17 protein-coding genes are annotated in these 23,128 nt (G+C 46.9%); 13 read left to right on the plus strand and 4 right to left on the minus strand.

The window, feature by feature from the left end; all coding sequences use genetic code 11:
* Window positions 1-179 precede the first annotated feature (179 nt).
* A complete protein-coding gene (locus tag SPL68_RS01345; protein ID WP_323813264.1) occupies window positions 180-3,509 on the plus strand; it encodes a TonB-dependent receptor in 3,330 nt (1,109 codons plus the stop codon).
* Window positions 3,510-3,572: 63 nt separating this feature from the next.
* Here SPL68_RS01345 and SPL68_RS01350 read toward each other — a convergent pair whose 3' ends face one another.
* Window positions 3,573-4,076 (minus strand): Lrp/AsnC family transcriptional regulator, encoded by a 504-nt coding sequence (locus SPL68_RS01350; RefSeq protein ID WP_323813265.1) that lies wholly within the window; start codon window positions 4,074-4,076, stop codon window positions 3,573-3,575.
* 71 nt (window positions 4,077-4,147) lie between these two features.
* Here SPL68_RS01350 and SPL68_RS01355 point away from each other — a divergent pair, with 71 nt between their 5' ends.
* Window positions 4,148-5,335, plus strand: coding sequence for an MFS transporter (locus SPL68_RS01355; RefSeq protein WP_323813266.1), 1,188 nt, complete (start codon window positions 4,148-4,150; stop codon window positions 5,333-5,335).
* Between the two features lie 129 nt (window positions 5,336-5,464).
* Here SPL68_RS01355 and SPL68_RS01360 read toward each other — a convergent pair whose 3' ends face one another.
* Entirely contained in the window at window positions 5,465-5,866 is a 402-nt protein-coding gene (locus tag SPL68_RS01360; protein ID WP_323813267.1) for a c-type cytochrome, read from the minus strand.
* 260 nt (window positions 5,867-6,126) lie between these two features.
* Between SPL68_RS01360 and prsK the strand changes: the two genes are divergently transcribed.
* The 4 genes from prsK (at window position 6,127) to SPL68_RS01380 (ending at window position 12,077) form a co-directional block, all read left to right on the plus strand.
* Entirely contained in the window at window positions 6,127-8,190 is a 2,064-nt protein-coding gene (prsK, locus tag SPL68_RS01365) for an XrtA/PEP-CTERM system histidine kinase PrsK (RefSeq protein ID WP_323813268.1), read from the plus strand.
* Window positions 8,187-9,575: a PEP-CTERM-box response regulator transcription factor gene (gene prsR / locus SPL68_RS01370; protein ID WP_323813269.1), complete on the plus strand. Its 1,389-nt coding sequence runs from the start codon at window positions 8,187-8,189 to the stop codon at window positions 9,573-9,575. The genes prsK and prsR overlap by 4 nt, the downstream gene beginning before the upstream one ends.
* A 235-nt stretch (window positions 9,576-9,810) precedes the next feature.
* On the plus strand, window positions 9,811-10,524 hold the full coding sequence (locus tag SPL68_RS01375; protein WP_323813270.1) for a hypothetical protein: 714 nt from the start codon (window positions 9,811-9,813) through the stop codon (window positions 10,522-10,524).
* A 122-nt stretch (window positions 10,525-10,646) separates the two neighbouring features.
* On the plus strand, window positions 10,647-12,077 hold the full coding sequence (locus SPL68_RS01380; protein WP_323813271.1) for an archaeosortase/exosortase family protein: 1,431 nt from the start codon (window positions 10,647-10,649) through the stop codon (window positions 12,075-12,077).
* A gap of 9 nt (window positions 12,078-12,086) precedes the next feature.
* Here the strand turns inward: SPL68_RS01380 and SPL68_RS01385 are convergent, their stop codons facing one another.
* Both SPL68_RS01385 and SPL68_RS01390 read right to left on the minus strand, forming a co-directional pair.
* Entirely contained in the window at window positions 12,087-13,217 is a 1,131-nt protein-coding gene (locus SPL68_RS01385) for a DegT/DnrJ/EryC1/StrS family aminotransferase (RefSeq protein ID WP_323813272.1), read from the minus strand.
* Window positions 13,214-14,362, minus strand: coding sequence for a glycosyltransferase family 2 protein (locus tag SPL68_RS01390; RefSeq protein WP_323813273.1), 1,149 nt, complete (start codon window positions 14,360-14,362; stop codon window positions 13,214-13,216). The genes SPL68_RS01385 and SPL68_RS01390 overlap by 4 nt, the downstream gene beginning before the upstream one ends.
* A 47-nt stretch (window positions 14,363-14,409) precedes the next feature.
* Here SPL68_RS01390 and SPL68_RS01395 point away from each other — a divergent pair, with 47 nt between their 5' ends.
* The 7 genes from SPL68_RS01395 (at window position 14,410) to SPL68_RS01425 (ending at window position 23,119) form a co-directional block, all read left to right on the plus strand.
* Window positions 14,410-15,567 carry a glycosyltransferase gene (locus SPL68_RS01395; RefSeq protein WP_323813274.1) on the plus strand — a complete coding sequence of 386 codons (1,158 nt, stop codon included), beginning with the start codon at window positions 14,410-14,412 and terminating at the stop codon, window positions 15,565-15,567.
* A gap of 134 nt (window positions 15,568-15,701) precedes the next feature.
* A complete protein-coding gene (locus SPL68_RS01400; protein WP_323813275.1) occupies window positions 15,702-16,364 on the plus strand; it encodes a PEP-CTERM sorting domain-containing protein in 663 nt (220 codons plus the stop codon).
* Window positions 16,365-16,558: 194 nt separating this feature from the next.
* On the plus strand, window positions 16,559-17,782 hold the full coding sequence (locus SPL68_RS01405) for a glycosyltransferase family 4 protein (RefSeq protein ID WP_323813276.1): 1,224 nt from the start codon (window positions 16,559-16,561) through the stop codon (window positions 17,780-17,782).
* A 42-nt stretch (window positions 17,783-17,824) separates the two neighbouring features.
* Window positions 17,825-19,639, plus strand: coding sequence for an ABC transporter ATP-binding protein (locus SPL68_RS01410; protein ID WP_323813277.1), 1,815 nt, complete (start codon window positions 17,825-17,827; stop codon window positions 19,637-19,639).
* Window positions 19,629-20,828 (plus strand): glycosyltransferase, encoded by a 1,200-nt coding sequence (locus SPL68_RS01415; RefSeq protein WP_323813278.1) that lies wholly within the window; start codon window positions 19,629-19,631, stop codon window positions 20,826-20,828. The genes SPL68_RS01410 and SPL68_RS01415 overlap by 11 nt, the downstream gene beginning before the upstream one ends.
* Window positions 20,829-20,895: 67 nt before the next feature.
* Window positions 20,896-21,960, plus strand: coding sequence for an acyltransferase family protein (locus tag SPL68_RS01420; protein WP_323813279.1), 1,065 nt, complete (start codon window positions 20,896-20,898; stop codon window positions 21,958-21,960).
* 10 nt (window positions 21,961-21,970) lie between these two features.
* Window positions 21,971-23,119 carry a glycosyltransferase family 4 protein gene (locus SPL68_RS01425; RefSeq protein WP_323813280.1) on the plus strand — a complete coding sequence of 383 codons (1,149 nt, stop codon included), beginning with the start codon at window positions 21,971-21,973 and terminating at the stop codon, window positions 23,117-23,119.
* Window positions 23,120-23,128: the final 9 nt, after the last annotated feature.

Raw genomic sequence — 23,128 nt, forward strand, 5'->3', positions numbered from 1 at the left:
AATCGCACCACTTTACGAAAACAGTCACCAGTTTGCGCTTAACGCCCAAACTGGTGCGCATTTTTACCTGTGAAAGTCGACCATGGCGCCTGATGCCTCCCTCGGGCGCGCGTCTGTTCTGCAACAAAACCAGCAAGACCAACAAAAACCATAACGACTGAAAAACACGAGAGGTAGCAATGTACACCTACAACAATAATTCTCATCGGCACACCACGGCCACAACCATCCTCAAAACAAAAGCCACCGGCTTTTCCCGCTCGCTGCTGACCCTGTGCATTATGGCGCTGACTGCGCCGGTAATTGCCCAAGATGCACAGCTTGATGGCAGTGTGGAAGAAGTTACCGTCACCGGCGTGCGCGCCAACTTGCAAAATGCGCAAGAAATTAAACGCAACGCCGATACCGTGGTGGATTCCATCTCCGCCAACGACATCGGCTCGCTGCCCGACCGCAGTGTGCTGGAAGCCATGCAGCGGGTTCCTGGTGTATCCATCGAGCGCTTTGCCTCGGCCAACGACCCCGACCACTTCAGCACCGAAGGTTCGGCGGCGGTGATTCGCGGTATGAACGCCACCCGCTCGGAATTTAACGGGCGCGATTCCTTTACCGCCAACTCCGGCCGCGGCCTGAGCTTTCAGGATGTTCCTCCCGAGTTGATGGGCGGTGTGGACATCTACAAAAACCAAACCGCCGACATGATCGAAGGCGGCATTGGCGGCACCGTCAGCCTGCGCACGCGCAAACCATTTGATTCGAATGACCGCGTGCTCGCCATCTCTGCCGACTATTCCTATGGCGATATGGCCGAAGACTGGACGCCCACCGTATCCGCCCTGTTCAGCGACCGCTGGGACACCAGCGCCGGTGAATTTGGTGTGCTGTTCAATGTGGCCGATTCATCCCTGACCGGCATGTCCAACGGTATCCAGAGTGATGCCTATGTGAAATACGACGCCGCCGTACTCGCTGGCGCCGAGCGTTTTGTCGGAGAAGATGGCACTGGCAGCGTGTGGATGCCCAACGGCTCCAACGCCCTGATGAAAACCGACGAGCGCGACCGTCAAGGCTATGCCGCTGCCTTCCAATGGGCGAGTAACGACGACACCCTGCTCGGCACCTTCCAATTTATGCGCTCAGACGCGCAGCTGGACTGGACCGAATACGCGATCAAATACCAAGGCGGCTACTACGATGAAGGCGCCAAACAAGACGTGCGCCGCACCCGTCCACTCGAAGGCACAGAACTGGAATTTGATGACCAAGGCATCTTCCTCGGCGGTGTTTTGGTGGATTCAGATGGCTGGCGCGCCGCCGACGGCAATACCAATCGCATCCCGCGCGCTTGGGGCGATGACCCGGTGAATATCCCGCAGTGGGGTCACATCTTCTCCACCGACACCCGCTACAAAAGCACGCGCACGCTGGTGGATGACTACTCGTTCAACCTGAAATTCACCCCCAACGACAACTGGGAATACAGCCTCGATCTGCAATATATCGACGCCAACACCGAAGACGATGACGTGACCGTGATGCTGGCGACCCACGCCATGCAGGATTACGACACCCGCGGCAGCACGCCTTCGCTGACGTTGATCGAGCCTTGGAACGGCTACCGCACCAACAACCCGGACATCTACGCCACTGGTTTCCCCGGCTTTTCTGATGATCCGGCGGGCGACAGCAACTACTTCCAGGACCCGACTTCCTATTTCTGGCAGGCAGCGATGGATCATTACGAGCGCTCCGAGGGCGACTCGCTGGCCGGTCGCATCGACATCAAACACAGCCTCGATGACAACTTCATCACCGCCATTAGCGGCGGTCTGCGCATGGCCGAACGCGAGCAGACAGTGCGCTCATCCATCTATAACTGGGGCGCACTGGGGCCGCGTTGGCAATCGGACATCTACTGGGCAGATTTGGAAAAAGTCGCCGGTCAGGAATACGTGCAAGTGGATTGGAGCGACTTCCATCGCGGCGGCGTTTTGACCATCCCCGGCAACGGCATGCTGCACGCATCGCCCTCGCTGGTAAAAGAGGTGATCAACGGGCGCGAACTGCTGGCGGATGCTGGCTCATTTATTCCCGCCAACCAGCGCGCGGGCACTACCGACTACTTCACCCCCTCGGAAGTGTATGTGACCAAAGAGACCAACGAAGCCGCTTACGTGAAGGTGGATTTCGGCTCGGAGGATTACGCGCTGCGCTTTAACGGTAACATCGGCCTGCGCTATGTGCGCCTTGAGCGCGATGCCCTCGGCTCGGTGCAATACCCGGATTTGGTGCCGGATTACGCCGCTCCTGCCGATATGAACCTGCCGCTGACCGCCGCATCGGTAGATGCTTGGGCAACCCAAGCCAGTCAGGCGCTTTACGATCAGGGCGGTTACGCCGATTTGGCCTCGGCACGCGCAGCCTTGATGGCGATGGATTCTTCCCGCTGGGCGAGCGATCCCAACAACTACCTGAGCAATGACGAGCGCGGCTTTGGTAATAATGCATTTACCGCCCAAAACGCCATCGCCGACTACTCAGCTACCCTGCCCAGCTTCAACTTGAAAGTGGAGTTGACCGACGACCTCATCACCCGCTTTGCGGTGGCCAAAGCTATTGCCCTGCCGGATATGGAAGCGGTGAAAAGTCAGGCGAACCTCAGCCCGATTGGTGTGACCATCGAACAGCCGGAACAAGATCCGAATAATCCATCTGCAGGCGGCGGAATTTTGGGTGCGGAAGTCGCAGGCTGGCGCGGCAGCTCGGGCAACCCCGGCCTCAAGCCGATGGAATCCACCCAGTTTGATGCATCTTTGGAATGGTATTTCGCCAGTGTCGGTTCACTCACCACCACGCTCTTCTACAAAGACTTGTCCAACTTCTTTGTCTACGGCACCTTTGAGCGCAGCTTTACCAACCCGGTATCCGGCGTGACCCAAACCGTGGAAGTGGAAGGCACACGCAACGGTGGCGACGGCACCATGCAAGGTTTCGAGATTGCCTATCAGCAGTTCTACGACATGCTGCCCGCACCTTGGGACGGCTTGGGTTTGCAGGTGAACTACACCTATATCGACGCCAGTGGTGTACCTAACAGCGGCGATGCCAGCTCCGACGGCTTTGCCGGCACCGCAACCGATACCGGCGCGCGCGTTGATCTCGGCAAAGTGCCACTGCAAGGGCAATCGGAAGACACCTTCAATATTGTCGCCATGTACGACAAAAATGACTGGTCGCTGCGTTTGGCCTACAACTGGCGCTCCAAGTACCTGCTGACCACACGCGATGTGATCAGTAAGTACCCTCTGTGGAACGACGACGCCGGTTTCCTCGACGGCTCAGCCTTTTACAACATCAACGAGAATGTGACCGTCGGTTTGCAGCTGACCAACATCGCCAACACCCAGACCAAAACCATCATGATCCTCGATGGCGAAGGCGCTGAAGCTGGCCGTTCATGGTTCGTAAACGACCGCCGCGCCGCGCTGATCCTGAAGGCGAATTTTTAACATAGACAATGCTCCAAGCCAGCATTTGCCAACTTGGAGCATTGGCTTAGTTAGATACGCGAATCACAGACTAGGATCTGGGCCACGCTCAACAAAGGTCGATAGCACCACATAGCTTCTGGTGCTATCGACACCTTCAATCTCCTGAATCTTGCCAAGCAACTCTTCCAGCCCTTCGGTTTCCCGTACCCGCACTTTGAGCAGGACGCCGCTATCGCCCGCCACCGTGTGCATCTCCTCTATTTCGGGCAAATTCCCCAAGGTTAATAACCGCTTACTGCTGGCGACATTTTTTGCGTTGACCAATATAAATGCCAACAAGGTACGCCCCACTTTGCAGCCATCGATCTTCGCTACTGTGGCTTTGATGACGCCATCCCGCTTCAGGCGTTTTACCCGGTCGTGAACAGCCGGCGCAGACAAATGTAATACCTCGCCTAGCTCGGTGTAGCTCCGCGAGCTGTCTTCCGAGAGCAGGGCTAATATTTTTCGGTCTACATCATCCAATTTGGCGGGCTGATGTCTGATCTGCTTAATGGCATTCGTTTCTTCATTTTCATTAGGCATTTTCACTTTTTCCCTTAACAAAGTTAGGCATATCATGCAAAAAATCATCGCGTTTAGCTATAGGAGTGAGTATGCCTCTCGCATTATGGGCCCTTGTTATAGGGGCTTTTGGTATCGGAACCACTGAGTTTGTCATCGCCGGATTGCTGCCTGCTATCGCAGCCGATTTCGGCATTAGCATCCCTGTCGCTGCCTATTTGGCAACCAGCTATGCACTGGGCGTCTTTGTCGGCGCCCCGATTCTTACCCTGCTAGGCAACCGTACATCAAAGAAAACCATGCTGGCATTTTTGGCACTGCTATTTGTTGTTGGTAACTTTGTCACCGCCATTGCCCCCACATTCGATATCGCCATTCTCGGGCGGATCATCACCTCATTAACCCATGGCGCTTTCTTTGGCATAGGGGCAGTACTTGCGGCGGAAATGGTGCCAAAAGAGCAGCGGGTTCGCGCCATCGCCTTTATGTTCTCTGGCCTAACGGTTGCTAACTTGGTGGGAGTTCCTGCCGGCACCTGGCTTAGCCAAGCGTTTTCCTGGCAAGTGACTTTTTATGCCATTACCGCGATTGGCGTGGCGACGTTTATTGGGGTAATCACACTGATCCCATCCACCCCCAAACCCAAAGCGCCGCGGATTCGTCATGAGTTTGCTGCTTTTGGTAATGCAAGAGTGCTGCTGGCGATGGGCATTACCATCCTTGGTCCCGCAGCTTTTTTTACATCGATTACCTACATAGCTCCGATGATGACTGAGGTCGCGGGCTTCAGTGAAAGCGCAATTACCTGGCTATTAGTGGTGTTTGGTTTAGGCCTCGTGGTCGGAAATTGGTTAGGCGGCCGCTATGCTGATCGCGCGCTGATGCCAATGCTTTATTTCACTTTGTTAGCTCAAGCGGTTGTGCTTTTCGTTTTCAATTTTGTCGCCAGCAGCCAAATCGCCTCGGTAATTTGCATCTTCTTAATGGCAGCATTTGGCTTCGCAACCGTATCGCCCATTCAAAAACTGGTTATGGACAAGGCCAAAGCTGCCGGGGCGCCAACGCTGGCCTCAGCAGTAAATATCGGCTTGTTTAATCTTGGTAACGCCCTTGGCGCTTGGCTGGGAGGTCTGGTAATCGCTGCAGGTTTAGGTTTTACGGCACCGAATTGGGCGGGAGGGCTGCTGTCGATGGGTGCGTTGGCGCTTGCGATTGTCTCGGGTTTATTAGATCAGCGAGCGATAGAAAATACATCCTCGCCAGCACCCCAGACACTTTAGTTGCTTCGGATGTAATGCATCGACCTTAGTAGCACATCGACAAACAACGGATAAAAAAACAAAAAACCCTCGTCATGTCACCATGACGAGGGTTTTTGTTTAGCGGAAAGGTCTAACGGCGCAAGTAAATTACTTACTGCCATCTACCATGTAATCCACCGCTGCTTTGATTTCATCGTCCGAACAAGCAGCACACATACCTTTTGGTGGCATGGCGTTAAAGCCATTAATCGCATGGGTATGAAGTGTATCCAACCCTTTGGCGATACGCGGTGCCCAGTCAGCGGCGGTGCCGAATTTAGGTGCGCCCATTACGCCTGCACCGTGGCAAGTGGTACAAAACCCAGTGAAAACATCCTTACCAGATTTAGGGCCGGCCGCGGCAGCAGGTGCTGGCGCGGCGGCACATTCATCGCCCTGCATACAGGTTGTGCCTACAGGTGCAACACGCGCCTGAATTTCGTCGTCGTTCGCAATAGCAACACCGCTCACCATGGCAGTCATTAACAGGATTCCGAACAGTTTTTTCATGTGGCTCACGGTAGTTTCCTCATTGGTCTCAGCCGCCGAAACAACGGTTTCAGCTGGCCCATTATAAATTCAGGAAGATCGAGTGATCTTTGGGCGCGCATTATAGCGGCAAATACCCACACAGGCGATGGCAGTATTTAGATACAAACGCCCTATTAAATAATAGCAACAAGATTTACGGAGATTTTCGTTAAGTTTTCTCTATGGGTGTCAGCTGTTATGCTTATTACAAAGGTTTATACGCCCGCGATAGGATTCTTATGAGTATGGAATATAACAGCGTTACTCTGGTTGCTTACTTTAGCGCCGCCGTTATCTCGGCACTGCTGACCGCGACCTATCTGTTCCAGCTGGTGCGCCACCAAAAGACCTGGCTATTTGCCGGTGCGGCGGCAGTTCATACTCTACATTTGAGCGCCATTGCGCTTTCTTTTTCCGCAAATCCTATTCCGCTCTACCTACTGATCATCCTCGAATATCTTCACTTTAATGCTTGGGTGTTTTGTATCGGCCTAAGCCTCAAGCGCAATGCCCAGCGTCGCCAGCTACCTGCCAGTTTGCAATTGTTGTTCACCGGCGGCTGGCCAATTACCGCACTGGCGGTGGCTATGCTGTTTCTGCCCAATACGAATCAGACCGGTCTATCTATTTGGTTCGCGCTGGGGTTGGCAATTATTGCGCTGGTGAGCGTAGAACAGCTTTATCGCTACGCAGCCGAAAATGATCGTCAGATCAAACTTTTGTGTATGAATCTGGCGGCGATCTTTCTCTACGACATCTATTTATTTACTCACGCGCTTATCTTCAAAGGGCTCGACCCTATGCTCTGGCAGTCGCGCGCGGCCGTGTCCATCGCCACCTGCCTGTTTATGGCGCTGGGTGGGATGCTCTTATTGCAGCGCAGTGATCGTCCGGCCAACTTCAACTTATCGCGCCCGATTGCGTTTTACACCACCTCACTGGTTGGGGTCGGCATACTGATCACCGTGTTGTCACTGGGCGGCTACTATGTGCGGCTCTACGGCGGCAACTGGGGCACGGTTTTCTACAGTTTGTTGCTTGTGGGCGCGGTGCTCTTGATTGCGACTGTGTTTGTCTCCAGCCGTATCCGTATGCGGCTGTCGGTGCTGATCAATAAACACCTGTTTCGCTACAAGTACGATTACCGCAATGAGTGGCTGCGGCTGATCAATTATCTCGCCCAACCGGCAGAGCCAAGTGAGGTCAACCAGCGCGCCTTTATCGCCGTTGCCGCGCCAACCAAAGCGCCGGGCGGTGCTATCTGGCTGCGCAAACAAGGGTTCTACGAACCTGTATATCGCGCCAATCTGCCTCACTTTGTCGATTTGCAAGAAGAACCTGTCGACAGCCCGTTCTGCAGAGCATTTATCGAATCCGAGTGGGTATTCATTCCCGATAGTGGCGATAACGAAGCCCTTAGCCAGCACAATGAAGTGCTCCCCTGCTGGGCGCACAATATCCCCGACCTCTGGCTGTTGTTCCCACTGATTTCAGGCGAGGAGCTGGTCGGCTTTATGGCGCTAACCAAACCGGCGGGGGATGAAAGCCTCACTTGGGAAGATCTGGATTTACTCAAAACTATGGGGCGCCAGATCGGCAGTTATCTCAAGCGCCATCAACAGGCAGAGCAGCTGGCCGAAGGTCGCCAGTTCGACACCTATAACAAGCTGGTCGCGTTTATTATCCACGACCTGAACAACCTGATTGCGCAACAGGCACTGGTGGTGCGCAACGCCGAAAAACACAAAGGCAACCCTGCATTTATTGAAGATGCGATCAAAACCATCAGTAACTCTGTGGATCGCATGAATAATTTGCTTAAAAAATTGCGCCGCGACGACTCGGATCTGGTCAAGTGTTTGTCGATCACCGACGTAGTGCATCAGGCGTTCAATGAATGCCAACGCGGTAGTCCGGCGCTCACTGCCGATATCCAGCCCAACTATCGCACTATCAACGCCGATCAGGTGAGATTGGTGATGACCATTACCAACTTCATCAAAAATGCGCAGGAAGCGACGCCAGACGACGGAAAAGTTCATGTTACACTCAAAATAGACGACAACCGGGCCATCATCGTTATTGAAGATACCGGCTCGGGCATGGATTGGGATTTCATCCATAACCGCTTGTTCAAACCTTTTGAAACCACCAAATCCGGCAAAGGCATGGGAATTGGTGTCTACCTGTCGCGCGAATACATCAGTGATCTCAATGGCACATTGAACGTCGCGAGTGAACCGGGGCAAGGCACCATTATCACCATTAGCCTCCCGTTGAATAAGGACCAATACAGCGCATGAGTAAATCGCCCGCCACCAAACCTATCCTGCTGATCATCGAAGATGACAGCGGCCTGCAAAGCCAGTTGCGCTGGCACTTTGACCAATACGAAACCGTAGTGGCCGATAACCGCCAAGACGCCATCGCCGCCCTGCGCCTGCACGAAGCCTCGGTAATTATTCAGGATTTGGGACTGCCGCCCGATGAAGATGGCGTCGATGAAGGCTTTAAATGCATTCAGGATATTTTGCGCATTTCGCCCAACAGCAAAATCATCGTGATGACCGGCAAAACCGACCGCGACAACGCCCTGCGCGCAGTCGCTATGGGCGCCTACGATTTCTACCAAAAACCCGTTGATCCAAGCACCCTCGACCTGATCGTACAGCGCGCGTTTAATATTTTTGAGCTGGAAGACTACAACCGTCGCATTAGCCTATCGCAGCAGGAACCGCTGGAAGGTCTGATCACCAATGACCCGCAGATGCTGAAAATCTGCCGCCAGCTGGAAAAGATTTCACCCACCACTGTGACCTGCACCCTGCTGGGTGAAAGCGGCACGGGCAAAGAGGTAATCGCACGCGCCATACATCATTTGAGTCCGCGTAAAACCAAACGCTTTGTTGCAATCAATTGCGCAGCTGTGCCTGAAAACCTGATCGAAAGCGAACTCTTCGGCTACGAAAAAGGCGCGTTTACCGGCGCCAACAAAACCACCCTTGGCAAAGTAGAAACCGCCAACGAAGGCACCCTGTTTCTCGACGAAATTGGCGATATGCCACTCAATTTGCAGGCAAAACTTTTGCGTTTTTTACAAGAGCGAGTGATTGAGCGCGTAGGAGGGCGAGCGGAAATCCCCGTGGATGTGCGCGTTATCTGTGCAACCAATAAAAATCTAGAAGAGATGGTGAAAGACGGCAGCTTCCGTGAAGACCTGTTTTATCGCATTTGTGAAATGACCGTGATCATTCCGCCACTGCGCAATCGTCTCGGCGACAAAGTATTACTGGCGCGCCACTTCAAACTTAAATTCGCCAAAGAACACGGTCAGAATGTCACCGGATTCACCCCCGATGCCACAGCCGCCATCGAAAATTACCCTTGGCCGGGCAATATTCGCGAGATGGAAAATAAAATAAAACGCGCGGTTATTATGGCTGACGGCAAACATATCACTCGCGAAGATTTAGGTCTGGCAGAAGCGGGCGAACTCTCGCTCAATTTGCGCCACGTACGTCAAGAAGCGGAAAGAGGCGCCATTTTGCGTGCACTCAGCATGACCGATAACAATATTTCTGCCGCAGCCAAACTACTCGGTGTGACCCGCCCCACTTTTTATGACTTGATTAAAAAGTATGATATGAACCAGCAGTGCTTAACTGGCGCAACTGATACCGAAGAATAAGCGATCCATTAGCTCTCACCCGGATATCAACCCCATATAGATATTTGAAATAAGCAACTGAAAGTACGACCAAACCATCTATCACAATAATTGTTTGGTCTTTCGCGAAATACACAAATAACTCGCTGGACTATCCACGGTTTTCCCACATCGATGCTAAAAATACATACGCGGATTGACCCGCTTCTATCCAGCATGAGGCTCGGGTTTCTTTTTTTAGTCTGTAGGTATTGAGATGTATAAGTACGTGACCAAACTGGCCACTTGGGCTTGCCCAATTTTAATCACTGTTGTGCTTTCAGGTTGTGGTGGCAGCGGCGGCTCAAACGAACCATCCAACCAATCCGTGATGCCAAACGCTGTTACCCCGAGCTCCACCGCTACAGCGAACAAACCCGAAGACCTGCCAAGCAGCAGCTCGGTTAAATCCATCTCCAGCGCCAGTGTTAGCTCAGTCGGGATAAGCGCGATTAGTAGCTCCTCTAGTAGTAACTCTTCTAGCAGCTCTTCCACTGGCACAATCTACGTGAACTCCATCGACGAAAGTCACTTCCTTAGCTCCAGCTCCAGCTCCAGCTCCAGCTCCAGCTCCAGCTCCAGCTCCAGCTCCAGCTCCAGCTCCAGCTCCAGCTCCAGCTCCAGCTCCAGCTCCAGCTCCAGCTCCAGCTCCAGCTCCAGCTCCAGCAGTATGTCTTCATCCTCGGTTAGCGCTAGAAAAATTACCTGGAATCATCCAAATCAACGTGAAAATGGACAATATCTTGAACTGAGCGAAATCGGTGGTTATGAAATCCGCTATCGCACCACGGCCGATAGCAGTTTCACCTACGTCACTCTAGCCGGCAACGAGATCACCGAATACACACCATCGGTAATTGAAGGGCTAGAGTTTGAAATTGCTGTTTTTGACACTCAGGGTATCTACAGCAAATTTGTAAAAATACAGTAGAGCCATCAGGCCGCTATTGCTTTTTGGTTGATAGCGGCAATCAAACTAGCGTCCTTTAATGAGTCCGCGCTATTATGCGCCAGATCACAAACAACCGGACTTATTGTTGATAGCGCTTTCTTATGGACTTGAGCAGGACTTTCTCCCAGCTACGTACGGCGACCCCACTATTTGCAGCGATTGCGGTTGTTGCACTTCTCTATGCCCCAAGCCTGCAGACACTCTGGAAAAAATGGGTGCTATGGGATCAGGATCTGGCTCATGCCATCCCCACTATCGGCGTAATGTTGGTACTGCTGGCACGTAGATCCTATGAGCAAACCACCACGAGAGAGCCACCAAACACCTTTTACTGGCTGCAAATTCTCGCCCTTACAGGCTGCTCCTTCTGCTGGTATGTCTTTGAAAGCCTTAGCATCAGCTTGCCCGCATATTTTGCCCTGATTGCAATCCTCTGCCTTTTTATTAGCACCAGCCTCTCAAGGTCGACACTTTGGGCAACACTGCCCTACATAGCACTGCTCATTTTCACCATCCCCATCTGGGCTGAATTAACCAGCATATTGGTCAAACTCAGCAGCCTGATTGTCGGACAAGCAGTAAAACTCAGCCAAATTACTGTTTTATTGGATGGCAACAGCCTCTTCTTGCCCAGCGGCACTATCTATATTGCCGATGGCTGCTCAGGGCTTCGCTATCTGATTATTGCGCTATTGATGGGCTACATACTGATTCTCATCAATCAATACAAATCTGGTATGGCGCTAAGCACCATGCTGATTGCGCTAGCGCTTGGATTACTCGCAAACTGGTTACGCATCTATTTACTGGTGTTGATTGGTTATCACACAGAAATGACGAGCAGCCTGATGAACGACCACGAATCATTTGGCTGGGTCGTATTTGCCTGCATACTGATTCCGGCCATTTATTTTTCCCCCGTATCCAAACCGCAGAGCAGCACTATAAACATCCCCCAACAACCACGCTTTCTGCCACTACTTCCACTGGCCATAGGCCCATTGCTGCTTTTTATAAGTAGCGGCAATACAGCGAACCACAATCCACTCACGCTGGAATATCTCGCCCAGTACCAAGCCGCCACAACTCAAACAATAGGCGCTCGACTGGATGCCCAGATTAACCATAAAGAGCGAAAAGTAATCGCAATGGATGGATTAACCATAAACGTCAATTTATTTACCAACACACCACAGGGAAGTAGAGACGAAATAGTGCCATTTATCGGCAATATGGTTAATCGGTCAGAATGGGTACAGGAACAATCACTCGCGAATGTTAGCGGTTTTAAAATTGAGATTTTCAAACATATTGGCGGGACGCAACGTATAGCTGTTGCCACCCAATATGTAGTCGGCACTATGCACACCAGCAATTACTGGGCAGCAAAATTTATCCAGATTATTGCCAAAGCAAACCATGATAATTATTTTGGTTTAATCGTCGCACAAACCAATTGCAACAGTGACTGTACTGGTGAAATAGTCCAATTGACGAATTCCTTACCCACAATTGGTGCGCAACAGCATTAACAATGTGTGTTATTTCGATTTCAGTAACGACAGTATTTTTTTCTGAAAAGCTAATCCGACACCGGAATGTACCGGCAAAGTCATAAATCGGCTGGCAAAGGATTTGGCGTTGTTTAGTGGCAGCGGAACACTTACTAATCCTGCCACGCCTTCAATTTGATCTATAGCCACCTTATACATTGCCGTAGCACCCAGCCCCTCTTTTTGCATGCATGTGAGCAAAGTGTCTCTTGCCTGCGAGTCGGGACATAGCAAAGGATAACGCAACAATCTCTGACAACGGTCTGAATAGACAGCACCAAACTGCTGTAAGTCATCAGGAATTTCACGGTTATATTCTTGCTGCAAATGATTATCGCACTGCGAATAACACTCAAAATTTTCAGTTAACAATGAGAGGCGATAATCATCCATCCGCGTTATTTTTTCTAGCGGACTATATTTTGTCTCCCCCAAACGCATAAATGGATTGCGATTTAATAAGATGTAAAACTGTGGGATCAGCAGTAAGTTATAGGCTCTCGCCTTCAACTTTACTAATGCGGGTTTGTCGGTTGGTTCTTCAATTTTTTGCAGGAGTTTTTTATCCAGCGGCGTTTTGGATTGCAATAATCCACCACCCAACAAACTCAATGGTTTTCCGCGCCCAAATGAAAAAGTTACATAGTCGGCATCAAATTTCATTTGAGTCTGAGAGACAGGAAACCACTGCGCGTTATCCACAACCAAGCGAGCCTGCAATCCCAAATGGGCGATAAGCTCGCGTATTTGCGCAATCCGTTCACTAACTCCTAAAAAATTAATGGCAATCACAGCCACAACCGTTTCATCCATCACGGTACGCAACGACTCCAAATCATAAGCTGGATCGTTTCTCGCTATATCCACAGCAACAGGCTCAACACCCGCAAACACACAGGCAGCAACTAGATCAGGACAACAGTAACCCGGAATAATGGCGCGCGGGCGTGTCAGATGAGGAAAAGAATTTTTGGCATCACCAAGCGCTAAAGCCAAGGCTGATGTGCCTGAATCAACCCAATACTGATGCGATGGCAACAGTTCAGCCAATTTATTTCCCGATGTAGCCCCCAGTGAAATTTTATTTCCCACCGGAGGAAGGTCGCCATGTAGATTCATCGCGCAGAAGGTTTCCAAGTTGTCATGCGCTGACCGGCGAGAAATTTAATTGAAGCATCCAAAAGTGCAATATTCACTTGTACGAAAAAATACACCAATTTAACGATAGAGATGGATTGCAAACCCGGTAAAAAATGCGCGACAACGGCTAGGCCATAAAATGCCAATTGTCCTAAAAATAAAAATGAATAAAGCACACCACTGCTAGCAATCAGCGCATTTAGTAAGAAGAAGAGCAACAAAAACCAAGGCGTTAGCCAACGCATTAACTTATGAGAAATTACCTGAAAGGAAAAGAATCCAAACTTACCAAAACCCAATACCTCGGCGTGACGCGACAAACCAGTCATGCCACGAATAACTGTTCTGATTTTACGCTGGTATTCTTTTGATGGATCCTTCAAGTCCTGATAAAAGCCCAGTACATCAGGAGCAGTAACCGCCTTCAATCCTGCTTTGGCTGTATTCAAGGCAGTATTGAAATCACTAGGCGAATGAATATCCCACTCATCGCATAAGGATTTTCGCACCGCAAAAAAAGAACCACTTAAACCCACCAGCCCCGCTAGTTTGGACTCCTGACGGCGCAGCCACATTTCATATTTTACGTAAGCACCCTCGCCAGCTACTGCACCATCTTGACTGATAAAACGATCCTCACTGGAAACAGCTCCAACACTTGGATCTTGAAAATACGCCAGTAACTTTTGCAAAGCATCAGCTGGAATTTCTGTCGCCACATCGCTAAAAACAAGTATTTCGCCTTTTGCCTCTTTAATTGCACACTGCTGCGCATGCTCCTTACCTAAACGCTCTGGCGCACGCACCAAACGTACCGATTGCGCAGCATATTCACTCACAATATTATCGGTATCATCCTCCGAGCAATCCGATGCGATGATGACCTCAAGATCCGCATCACTGACAACCAGCTGTAAACTGTTTTCAATTTTCGCACGGATTCTCGTCTCTTCATTGTAAGCAGTAACAATCAATGAAAGGCTGTTAGGGGAAGAGTATTCGGCGGCAGCATCTCGCGCAGGCTTGACTCCAGATTTAAACACCAATAAACGCAGAATGACCGGATAAATAAAATAGCTATAAGTAGCTGCGATCCCAATTAACCAAAATAAAAATGTTAACATCAAACCCTCTCTTTTTTCCCTAACACATCAAGTGAAGTTGTCGCCCCATGTACGCCACTGCAGCAACACCGAGCATCAATAATCCAAGCGGGATTCTAACCTCACGCCTCAAAGTTTTGCACATTATTTCCGGAGATCTTTGGGCTGGCGCAGAAACGCAAGCATTTACACTCATTACAACCCTAAGCAGAGATTGTGACATCATGGTTGCGGTGATGAATCATGGCGAGCTTGAGACACGATTAAAACGGGCTGGCATTACTACTGTGGTTATCGATGAACAACAACTCTCAAGTATTCAAATAACAAGGCGCCTCATTGAAGTTATCAAACAGTTTCAACCCAATATTATTCACACCCACCGCCAGAAAGAAAATATTCTCGGCTCCATCGCAAACTTTATTGCCAGTAAAAGCATCACTCGCCGAATCGCCTCAGTGAGAACAACGCACGGCGCGCCTGAGCACAAAACATCTGGACTAAAAAAAGGCATTATTTTGCTGGATAATTTTTGCGGGAAATACCTACAAGATGCGGTCATTTCTGTATCCGAGAATCTTTATATACAACTAAAAAAAATCTTCCCGGCAAACAAGATTCAGGTAATTCAAAATGGGGTTGATGTGGATAAACTCCGCCAACAAATTCCGGCAGACGATATAAGCTCAATACCAGATATTCAATGTCACATTGGCATCATTGGCCGGCTTGAACCAGTCAAGCGCGTCGACCTTTTTCTCCACTCCGCACAGCAGGTTATTGCCAAACATCCAGACATCAAGCTGCTTTTTCATGTTATTGGCGACGGGCGACTGAAACTGGAGCTAATGAACCTCGCCCAACAACTTGGCATCCACCAGCAGGTTATTTTTCACGGCCACAGAACCGACTCCATCAATGCAATTGCCGCGCTAAATATAGTCATCATGTGCTCCGATCACGAAGGCACACCAATGACCGCCTTGGAAACGCTTGCCTTGGGCAAACCTTTAATTGCCCATGACGTAGGCGGATTGAGCGAAATTCTAAGTGAACAGCCGGAGCTACTGGTTGACGCACACACCCCTGAAGGCTACAGCGAAAAGATATCGGACCTTTTGCATCATCCCATCACCACCCAACTTAAAAGCATCTATACCAGCCAAAAAAATGCAGAGCGGACTCTCTTTTTGTACCGAGCCATAAACAATAAAAATGTCGAATAAATTTACATTCAAAAATCCTGCACTCTATTCAACCAATTGTTTTAAAAGGATTTTTTATGGTGGCACGATCTATGCTCATGAAGCTTAACGGCCCAGGTTGGTCGTCAATCACTCACAGATCATGGAGATAGACAATGAAACTCACAACTAAATTACTTGCCGCAGGTGCGCTACTTGCTGCAGCCCAAGCAAATGCCGTAGTTATCGACTTTACTTCAGCGCCATGGGATTCTGCCGGAGGCCTAACCAGCTACACCGACGGAATCGTCACTGTTACCGCAGGACCAGCAGGAGAAAAACTCTATTACGATGCAATAGATGGCCTAGGAGTTGACGGACTCAAAGAACCTGATGAAATAGATCTTACAGAGTTTATCGAAATCTCATTTACTAGCGACGTGTGGGTCGAGAAAATTTTTATCACAGATTTTTTTAATCGCGCAAATGAACCTGCAGGAGATGGAAGCGATCCCGTACGTGGCGAGGTAGCCTATATATCATTTTGGCTAGACGGCGTAGAGTTAATAGCACCCAACTCCCCACAAACAATTTACGGCGATAATTCAGAGCAAATAAATGGAGAGCAAACTCTCAGTTACGCACCACTGGCAATAGTGTTTGATACAGTCAAATTCTCCACTGCAGGAATAAATGACGATCTCTCAGTTAAAGGACTTGAGTACTTTATAGTTCCTGAGACACAAACAAATGTCCCAGAGCCTAGCATTGCTGTTTTGCTTGGCCTTGGGTTGATGGGGCTTGGCTTATCTCGTCGTCGCCAAGCGAAAAAAGCATAATAAATCGCCCCCTGCACCATAGTTTCCCTCAAAAAGCGAGCCTCATTTGAGGCTCGCTTTTTTATTACCCCCCCCCAGTTGAACTGCAATCAACCCTTAGTAATCCTTGTGGTAGAATTGCACGCCTACAATAGCCATTGGCGCATTAGTATTCGCGTGAGACTAATGCACAACCTTAATAGACGACCAAGGAAATGAAACCGACTAAAGATATACTAATTGTCGATCTGGCAGAATCCGCTGGCGGATCAACTGCAAGAGCGATCGATGTAGCTATCGAGTCGCCGGCCTATAATTTTTATATTTGTACATTACATCAACTGAACAAGCTTTACTCGCGAAAGACCACGAGTAATATAAAAAAAATCAGGCTATTTTCATTTTACAACTACCCTAAAAAATACTCGCATACGCAAATTTTACTTAAAGCTACCTCCAATCGAATTCTGTTATTTTTTGGAAAAAAGATACTTGCCTTGATTGATTTTGCAAATGAAATATCACTGAAAACGCAACTAAGATTTAAATTAGCCGGAAAAAATATAGACATAGTACAAGCCAATACTGGCGTCCACTTTTTACCCTATGCAATCGCCAAGGCGAAAAAAGCGGATCTTATCTATTACTTTAGACATTGGGATGAATATGGATGGGCCCAGGGAAAAATGCTAGATAGCGCAAGGCTATATTTATTTGTTGGTGTGAACCTTATGAATCGCTTTCTGAAAGATCTGAAGCTCGACCTCAAAAGATGTCACGTAATTCACTCACCTTTTGATGCAACTGAAAGACGCCAACAGGAACCCCCGCTCTTGGATAGCGACGCAGCCCTATTCAAAGACAAAGATAGAAAAACAATTCTATCTATAGGGCGCATATGCCCTCAAAAAGGCCAACATATTTTGTTAGAGGCAATCACACAACTCTCAGTTCACTGCCCTCGCATTAAAGTCATATTCGTTGGTGCGGCGGGAAAATCAACTACAGAAAGAAATTACGAGAGAAAATTAATCGATTATGTCTGCGCCAATAACCTTTCCGACAAAGTCAGCTTTATAGGTTACCGCGAAAACCCTTTAAAACTACTTAGTTTTGCAAATATCGCCGTGCAAACACCCACCTATTTTGAAGCGCTAGCAGGATCACTAGTTGAAGCACTCCAGCTTGGAATTGCCACAATTAGCGCAGATATCGGCGGCGCCAATGAAGCAATCATTCAAAATGAAACTGGGCTGCTATTTCCCGCTGGAAATAGCAAAGCACTCGCCGAAAAAATTGAACTGCTACTGACCGATGACGATCTGCGGGAAAAAATTGCGAAAAATGGACAAATTTATGCAATAAATAAATGGGATAAATCTTCCATATGCACAAAAATGCACAACGCGTACAACGGCAGCCTGACCAGCATAAATTAACGTCAAAACCATCAACCATTCTTTAAACAGAAAAAAATCATAATGTATATATTAAATATCATCAAAAATATTTATTCGGTTTTAAGTAAAGAACAACGCAAGAAAATGCTACTACTACAAATTTTTTTCGCTTTTTCTGGAATAGTTCAGGTTGTCGGCGTCGCAAGTATTGCCCCCTTTATTGGACTGATCTCAAATCCTCAAGCGATTGAAACCAACCAATTTTTTTCATATTTGTATAATTACGGAAAATTCACTGATCACCAATCCTTTATTGTTGGATTCGCCTTGTTGTCAATGCTGATGATTTTGGTAGCAAATACAGTCAATGCTTTTACATTATGGGTGCAACTGCGGTTTTCGGTTTATATCGGAGGAAATATACAGCTAAGACTTTATGACACATTTATCCGCAGAGATTATCTATTTCACAAAATGCATAACTACAATAAAGTTATTTCAATAATTTCATCTGAAGCACCACGTTTCATCTATATGGTTCTTCAGCAATATTTAAATTTATGCAGCCAGCTTTTTGTTGCCGCAATTATTCTCATCGGATTAATTATATTGGATCCATTTATTGCTATGGGATCCGCAGTTCTCATTGGCCTTGCCTACATAACCACTTATGCAATCATCAAAAAATCACTTAAACATCACGGCGATGTAGTAACACACAGAAATAAACTCATTCAAAAAATACTTTCCGAATCCTTTATTGGCATAAAAGACATAAAACTCAACTCTCTTGAGCACAAATACACAACAGAATTTCACAAAATAAATAAAACCGGACTTGAATCAAATACCTATATAGCTCTATCCGGGGATCTTCCCAGATTCGCCATCGAAACAATTTCTTTTTGTGCGATATTACTTTTCGCACTCATGCTGCTGAATGACAAGGGAAACAACGCATCCGTTGTTTCAATATTAAGTATTTACGCCTTGGCTGGTTATAAGTTATTGCCAACAATGCAACAAGTTTATAAATCGATTTCTGTGATAAGCGCCAATGGCGCTGTTGTTAACGAGCTGTCAAATCAACTCTCCGTAAGCAATAAACAAAAACCAACGATACCAGCTCAAAGCATTCCATCGATTGAAGCCATTAGTTTGCATCAGGTTTCATACCAATACCCAAACACAGAAAAATTGGCATTACAGAATATTTCCATCCGTTTTGAACGAGGCACACTTAATACCATTGCAGGCCCTTCAGGGTCAGGGAAATCAACACTGGCTGATGTCATTCTTGGCTTACTTCACCCTGCAACCGGTGAATTAAAAATAGACGGAAACCTAATTACCAATAACACCGAACTTGAGGAGGCCTACCAAGCAAGCATTGGATATGTACCTCAACATATCTTTATATTGGATGACAATGTCATTGCAAATGTGGCTTTTGGAATAGCGGAAAAAGACGTCGATCTTGCTCAGGTCACCAAAGCATTAGAACAAGCCAATGCGTTAGATTTTGTATCCAAACTTCCCAATGGAATTCATACCAGTTTGGGACAGGATGGAAAACTCCTCAGCGGAGGCCAAAGGCAACGAATTGGCATTGCGCGAGCACTTTATCGTGACAACCAAGTTTTAGTATTGGACGAGCCCACCAGCGCACTTGATATTCACTCAGAACATGAATTAATGAACCTTTTAAATCAACTAAAACAAAACGTTCTGACTATTGTGATATCCCACCGTCCGGCGGCAATTAAATTGTCCGATAACATCACGCTTATTACCGATGGGCAAGTCGAAGCGCATGGCTCCTACAGCCAGTTGCACAGTGAAAATGAACATTTTCGGACCATGATTGAGAAAGGATTAATGAATCATGACCAATAAATCACGCCTGCTGATATGCGTGCCGGACTTTCCTTTCCCGGCAAGAAAAAATGGTGTATCCATAAGGTACGCACCAATATTGACTGATCTGAGTCAATATTATGATATCCATTTAATTTGTATCAGTTCCGGAACACCTATTGAAGCCGACTTAGCACTGGCACAGAATTTATTCCGCACCATAGACATCTATACGCGAAAGAAGACAGCTATACCACTTATAACCAAATTGTGGCGCAGAATTGCTGCATTAAATTTTCTAAAACCCAACACACCCTTCAATTATCTTTGCTATGACGCTGAGCATATTGAAACTTTCATCCGCAGCAAAACCTCTGGCACAACCTATGATTCCGTAATTTGTGTTCTTGCAAATTACGCATCGATTGTAAAAAAGACTGTTAATGCAAAAAACTATGCGCTGGATTTTATCGACTCCCCCTTTGCAACCGCCCAACGCAGCAGCCTCAGAAATCCGCTAGCACTATGGGATTTATACATAATAAAAAAGTGGGAAAAAAATCTCATACAAGAATATGACAAAGTTTCTTATGTCTCGCCTTTGGATAAAACAATTGGCGCCGGAGATCTCACACACCTAGCTAAAGTTTCTTTAATTCCCAACGGCCTTTATCTGGAAGATTTAACCGATGAAAAAATAACATACCCAACTAAAACCATCGGCTATTTGGGTAATATGAGTTACCCCCCAAATATTCAAGCCGCAAAAAGGCTATTTAAAATTTTCTCTGAAAACGCCGAAAAAATTCCGAACACTAGCCTGGTAATTATTGGCCGAGATCCAACACCTGAAATTCAACGCCTCGCTGAAACACCAGGCGTGATAGTGACAGGAAGTGTAGAAAACATATGGCAATTCATTAATGGCATAGATATTTTTGTTTTCCCCATGGAGATTGGCAGCGGTCAACAAAATAAAATTCTTGAAGCAATGGGGGCTGGCAAGATTGTCATCACCACAAATCTTGGAAATTCAGGAATTGGGGCGACCCCTCTTCAAGAGATTATCATTGCAGATAATGACTCCGAAATAATTGATAGTATTTCAAAAACGCTATTGGACCCAAGAAAATATAGTTGCATCAACCAAAGCGCCAAAGCATTTATTGAATCCAACTACAATTGGCCCGAGATTATAGCCACCTTTAAAAAAAGAATGATCGGATAATATCAAGGCAATAGATTCAATTAACAAGTGAAAAACATTGTCGCAACAAAGGAACACATAGCCAAAAATGACTGAAGAAAGGTTTCATACAAATAACTTCAACCTTATTCGCCTACTCGCAGCGCTGCAGGTGGCTCACTACCATCTTGTTTCTATATATGCTGAAAGCATTACAGTAACTCATGCTTTTATAGTCAAATTTTTGGGCCTTTTCCCCGGCGTACCGATATTTTTCTTTATCAGTGGATTTCTCATTAGCCGCTCATGGGAAAGAAGCGAAAGTGCAAAATCTTACTTCGTGAAACGTGCGGCAAGAATTGAACCGGCACTAATAGCAAGCATTGTTTTCGCGCTGGTTTTAACATGGGCAAGCGGATATTTTTCTAATAACCCAGATGTATCATGGCTTAAAATCATTGAAGTAATACTAGCTAAAGCGACCATACTGCAGTTTTATAACCCGGAGTTTTTAAGAGACTATGGAGATGGAGTCCTTAACGGCAGCCTTTGGACAATAACCGTCGAAATTCAATTTTATTTATTACTACCAATAATATATCTGGCATTTTTCAAAAAAGGCTCAACACTAATCGCGCTAGCACTTATAGGAATTTTCGCTTTAATTAACGGAGTTTATGATTTTCTGCACGATGACTTCAGCAAAAATATTACTTTTAAACTTTTTCATGTCAGTTTCGCGCCATGGTTTTTTATGTTTTTAACTGGTGTTTTATTCCAGAAAAAATTCAATTTTTTCTATAAAGCACTCAGCGGTAAATTCATATTCTTACTACCATTCTACATCTTGATTAGTTTCATAGCTAAACCATTACATGCCGACTATGGCAACTCACTTAACCCCATTGTTTTCGCCATACTCAGCTGCCTAATATTTTCTGCAGCATATTCCCCTGTCAGAATTAGTGACAAGTTACTTGGGGGCACAGATATCTCTTACGGAACTTATCTTTATCATATGCCAATCATCAATTTTTTTATTTATCTAAATTTTCCTAAAGATTATTTAACAAGTGCATTTATATTTATCCTGATAATAGGAACCAGTACTGCTTCCTGGTTCTTTATCGAAAAACCATGTTTAAATTTCGCGAAAAAGCTCAATGTTAATTAGGGATAGTTCAATGTCATCTACCAAGGGAATACTAATTGTATTTCATACATCTTCCAATGCCGGTTATGCAATGACCGCATTGGAAAAAATGTTCTTTAACGTTTGCTCCGCTATTACTAAAGATCCGAGTCACGTTCATTTTTCTTTTACCGACATATCTTCTGGTCGCCCAAAAAGTTTGCCAGAAGATTTTGATCGATTTATTAGGCTTGACCATCAAGACAAGGGGACTTTCAAATGCGCAAAAACTTATATATTAAAAAATAATATTAAATATGTTTTGTGCTTTGATGTTCAACCAAGAGCAAAAATATGCAGCTTTCTCAGATCTTGCGGAATAGAAAAAATTGTTTCCTATTGGGGATCCACCATTAGCAGCATAAACCCTCCACTAAAGCTATTTTTGAAAAAATTGGATGTAATACTTGCGAGAGCGAAACCAGATCTTTTTATTTTCGAATCGGAAGCAATGCGAGAACTAGCAATACAAGGCCGTGGAATTAGCGCGCAACGAACCACCGTAATACCAACCGGCGTGGACACATCAAAATTCGAGCCGACAGAAGAGTCTGATATTTACGTTAGAAATACTTTTGGAATCCCTCCGCATGCAAAAATTGCGTTTTATTCTGGCCATATGGAAGAACGTAAAGGCGTAAAAGTGATTATCGAAGCCGCCATACATTTGGCAAAACATAGACCTGAGCTACCTATCTACTTTTTAATTTGTGGCAATCGCCCTGGAGAAGAAATTAAATTTATGACCATGCTTGGCAATAGCCCAGTACGCAATAAAGTTATCTTTGGTGGCTATAGAAACGACCTGGCTTTAATAATGCCCGGTTGCACAGTGGGAATTGTTGCATCTACAGGATGGGATTCATTTCCTATGTCAACACTGGAAATGGCTGCATCAGGGCTCCCAATCGTAGTATCTCACCTACAAGGCTTGGTAGAGACCCTTGATGAAGGCAACACTGGCTATACGTTCGAACCGGGGAACTCACTCGCTTTAAGTGAAAAAATCACAAAAATTGCTGATGACAATGAACTACATGAACGACTCTCAAAAAATGCAATCAGCCGCATAAATCGCTCTTTCACGGTGCAAGTACAATTCGATCGCTTATACAATCAATTATCTTCAACATTTCAATAATCGGAAAAT

This window comes from Cellvibrio chitinivorans, from assembly GCF_035117775.1.
GTDB classification, from domain to species: domain Bacteria; phylum Pseudomonadota; class Gammaproteobacteria; order Pseudomonadales; family Cellvibrionaceae; genus Cellvibrio; species Cellvibrio chitinivorans.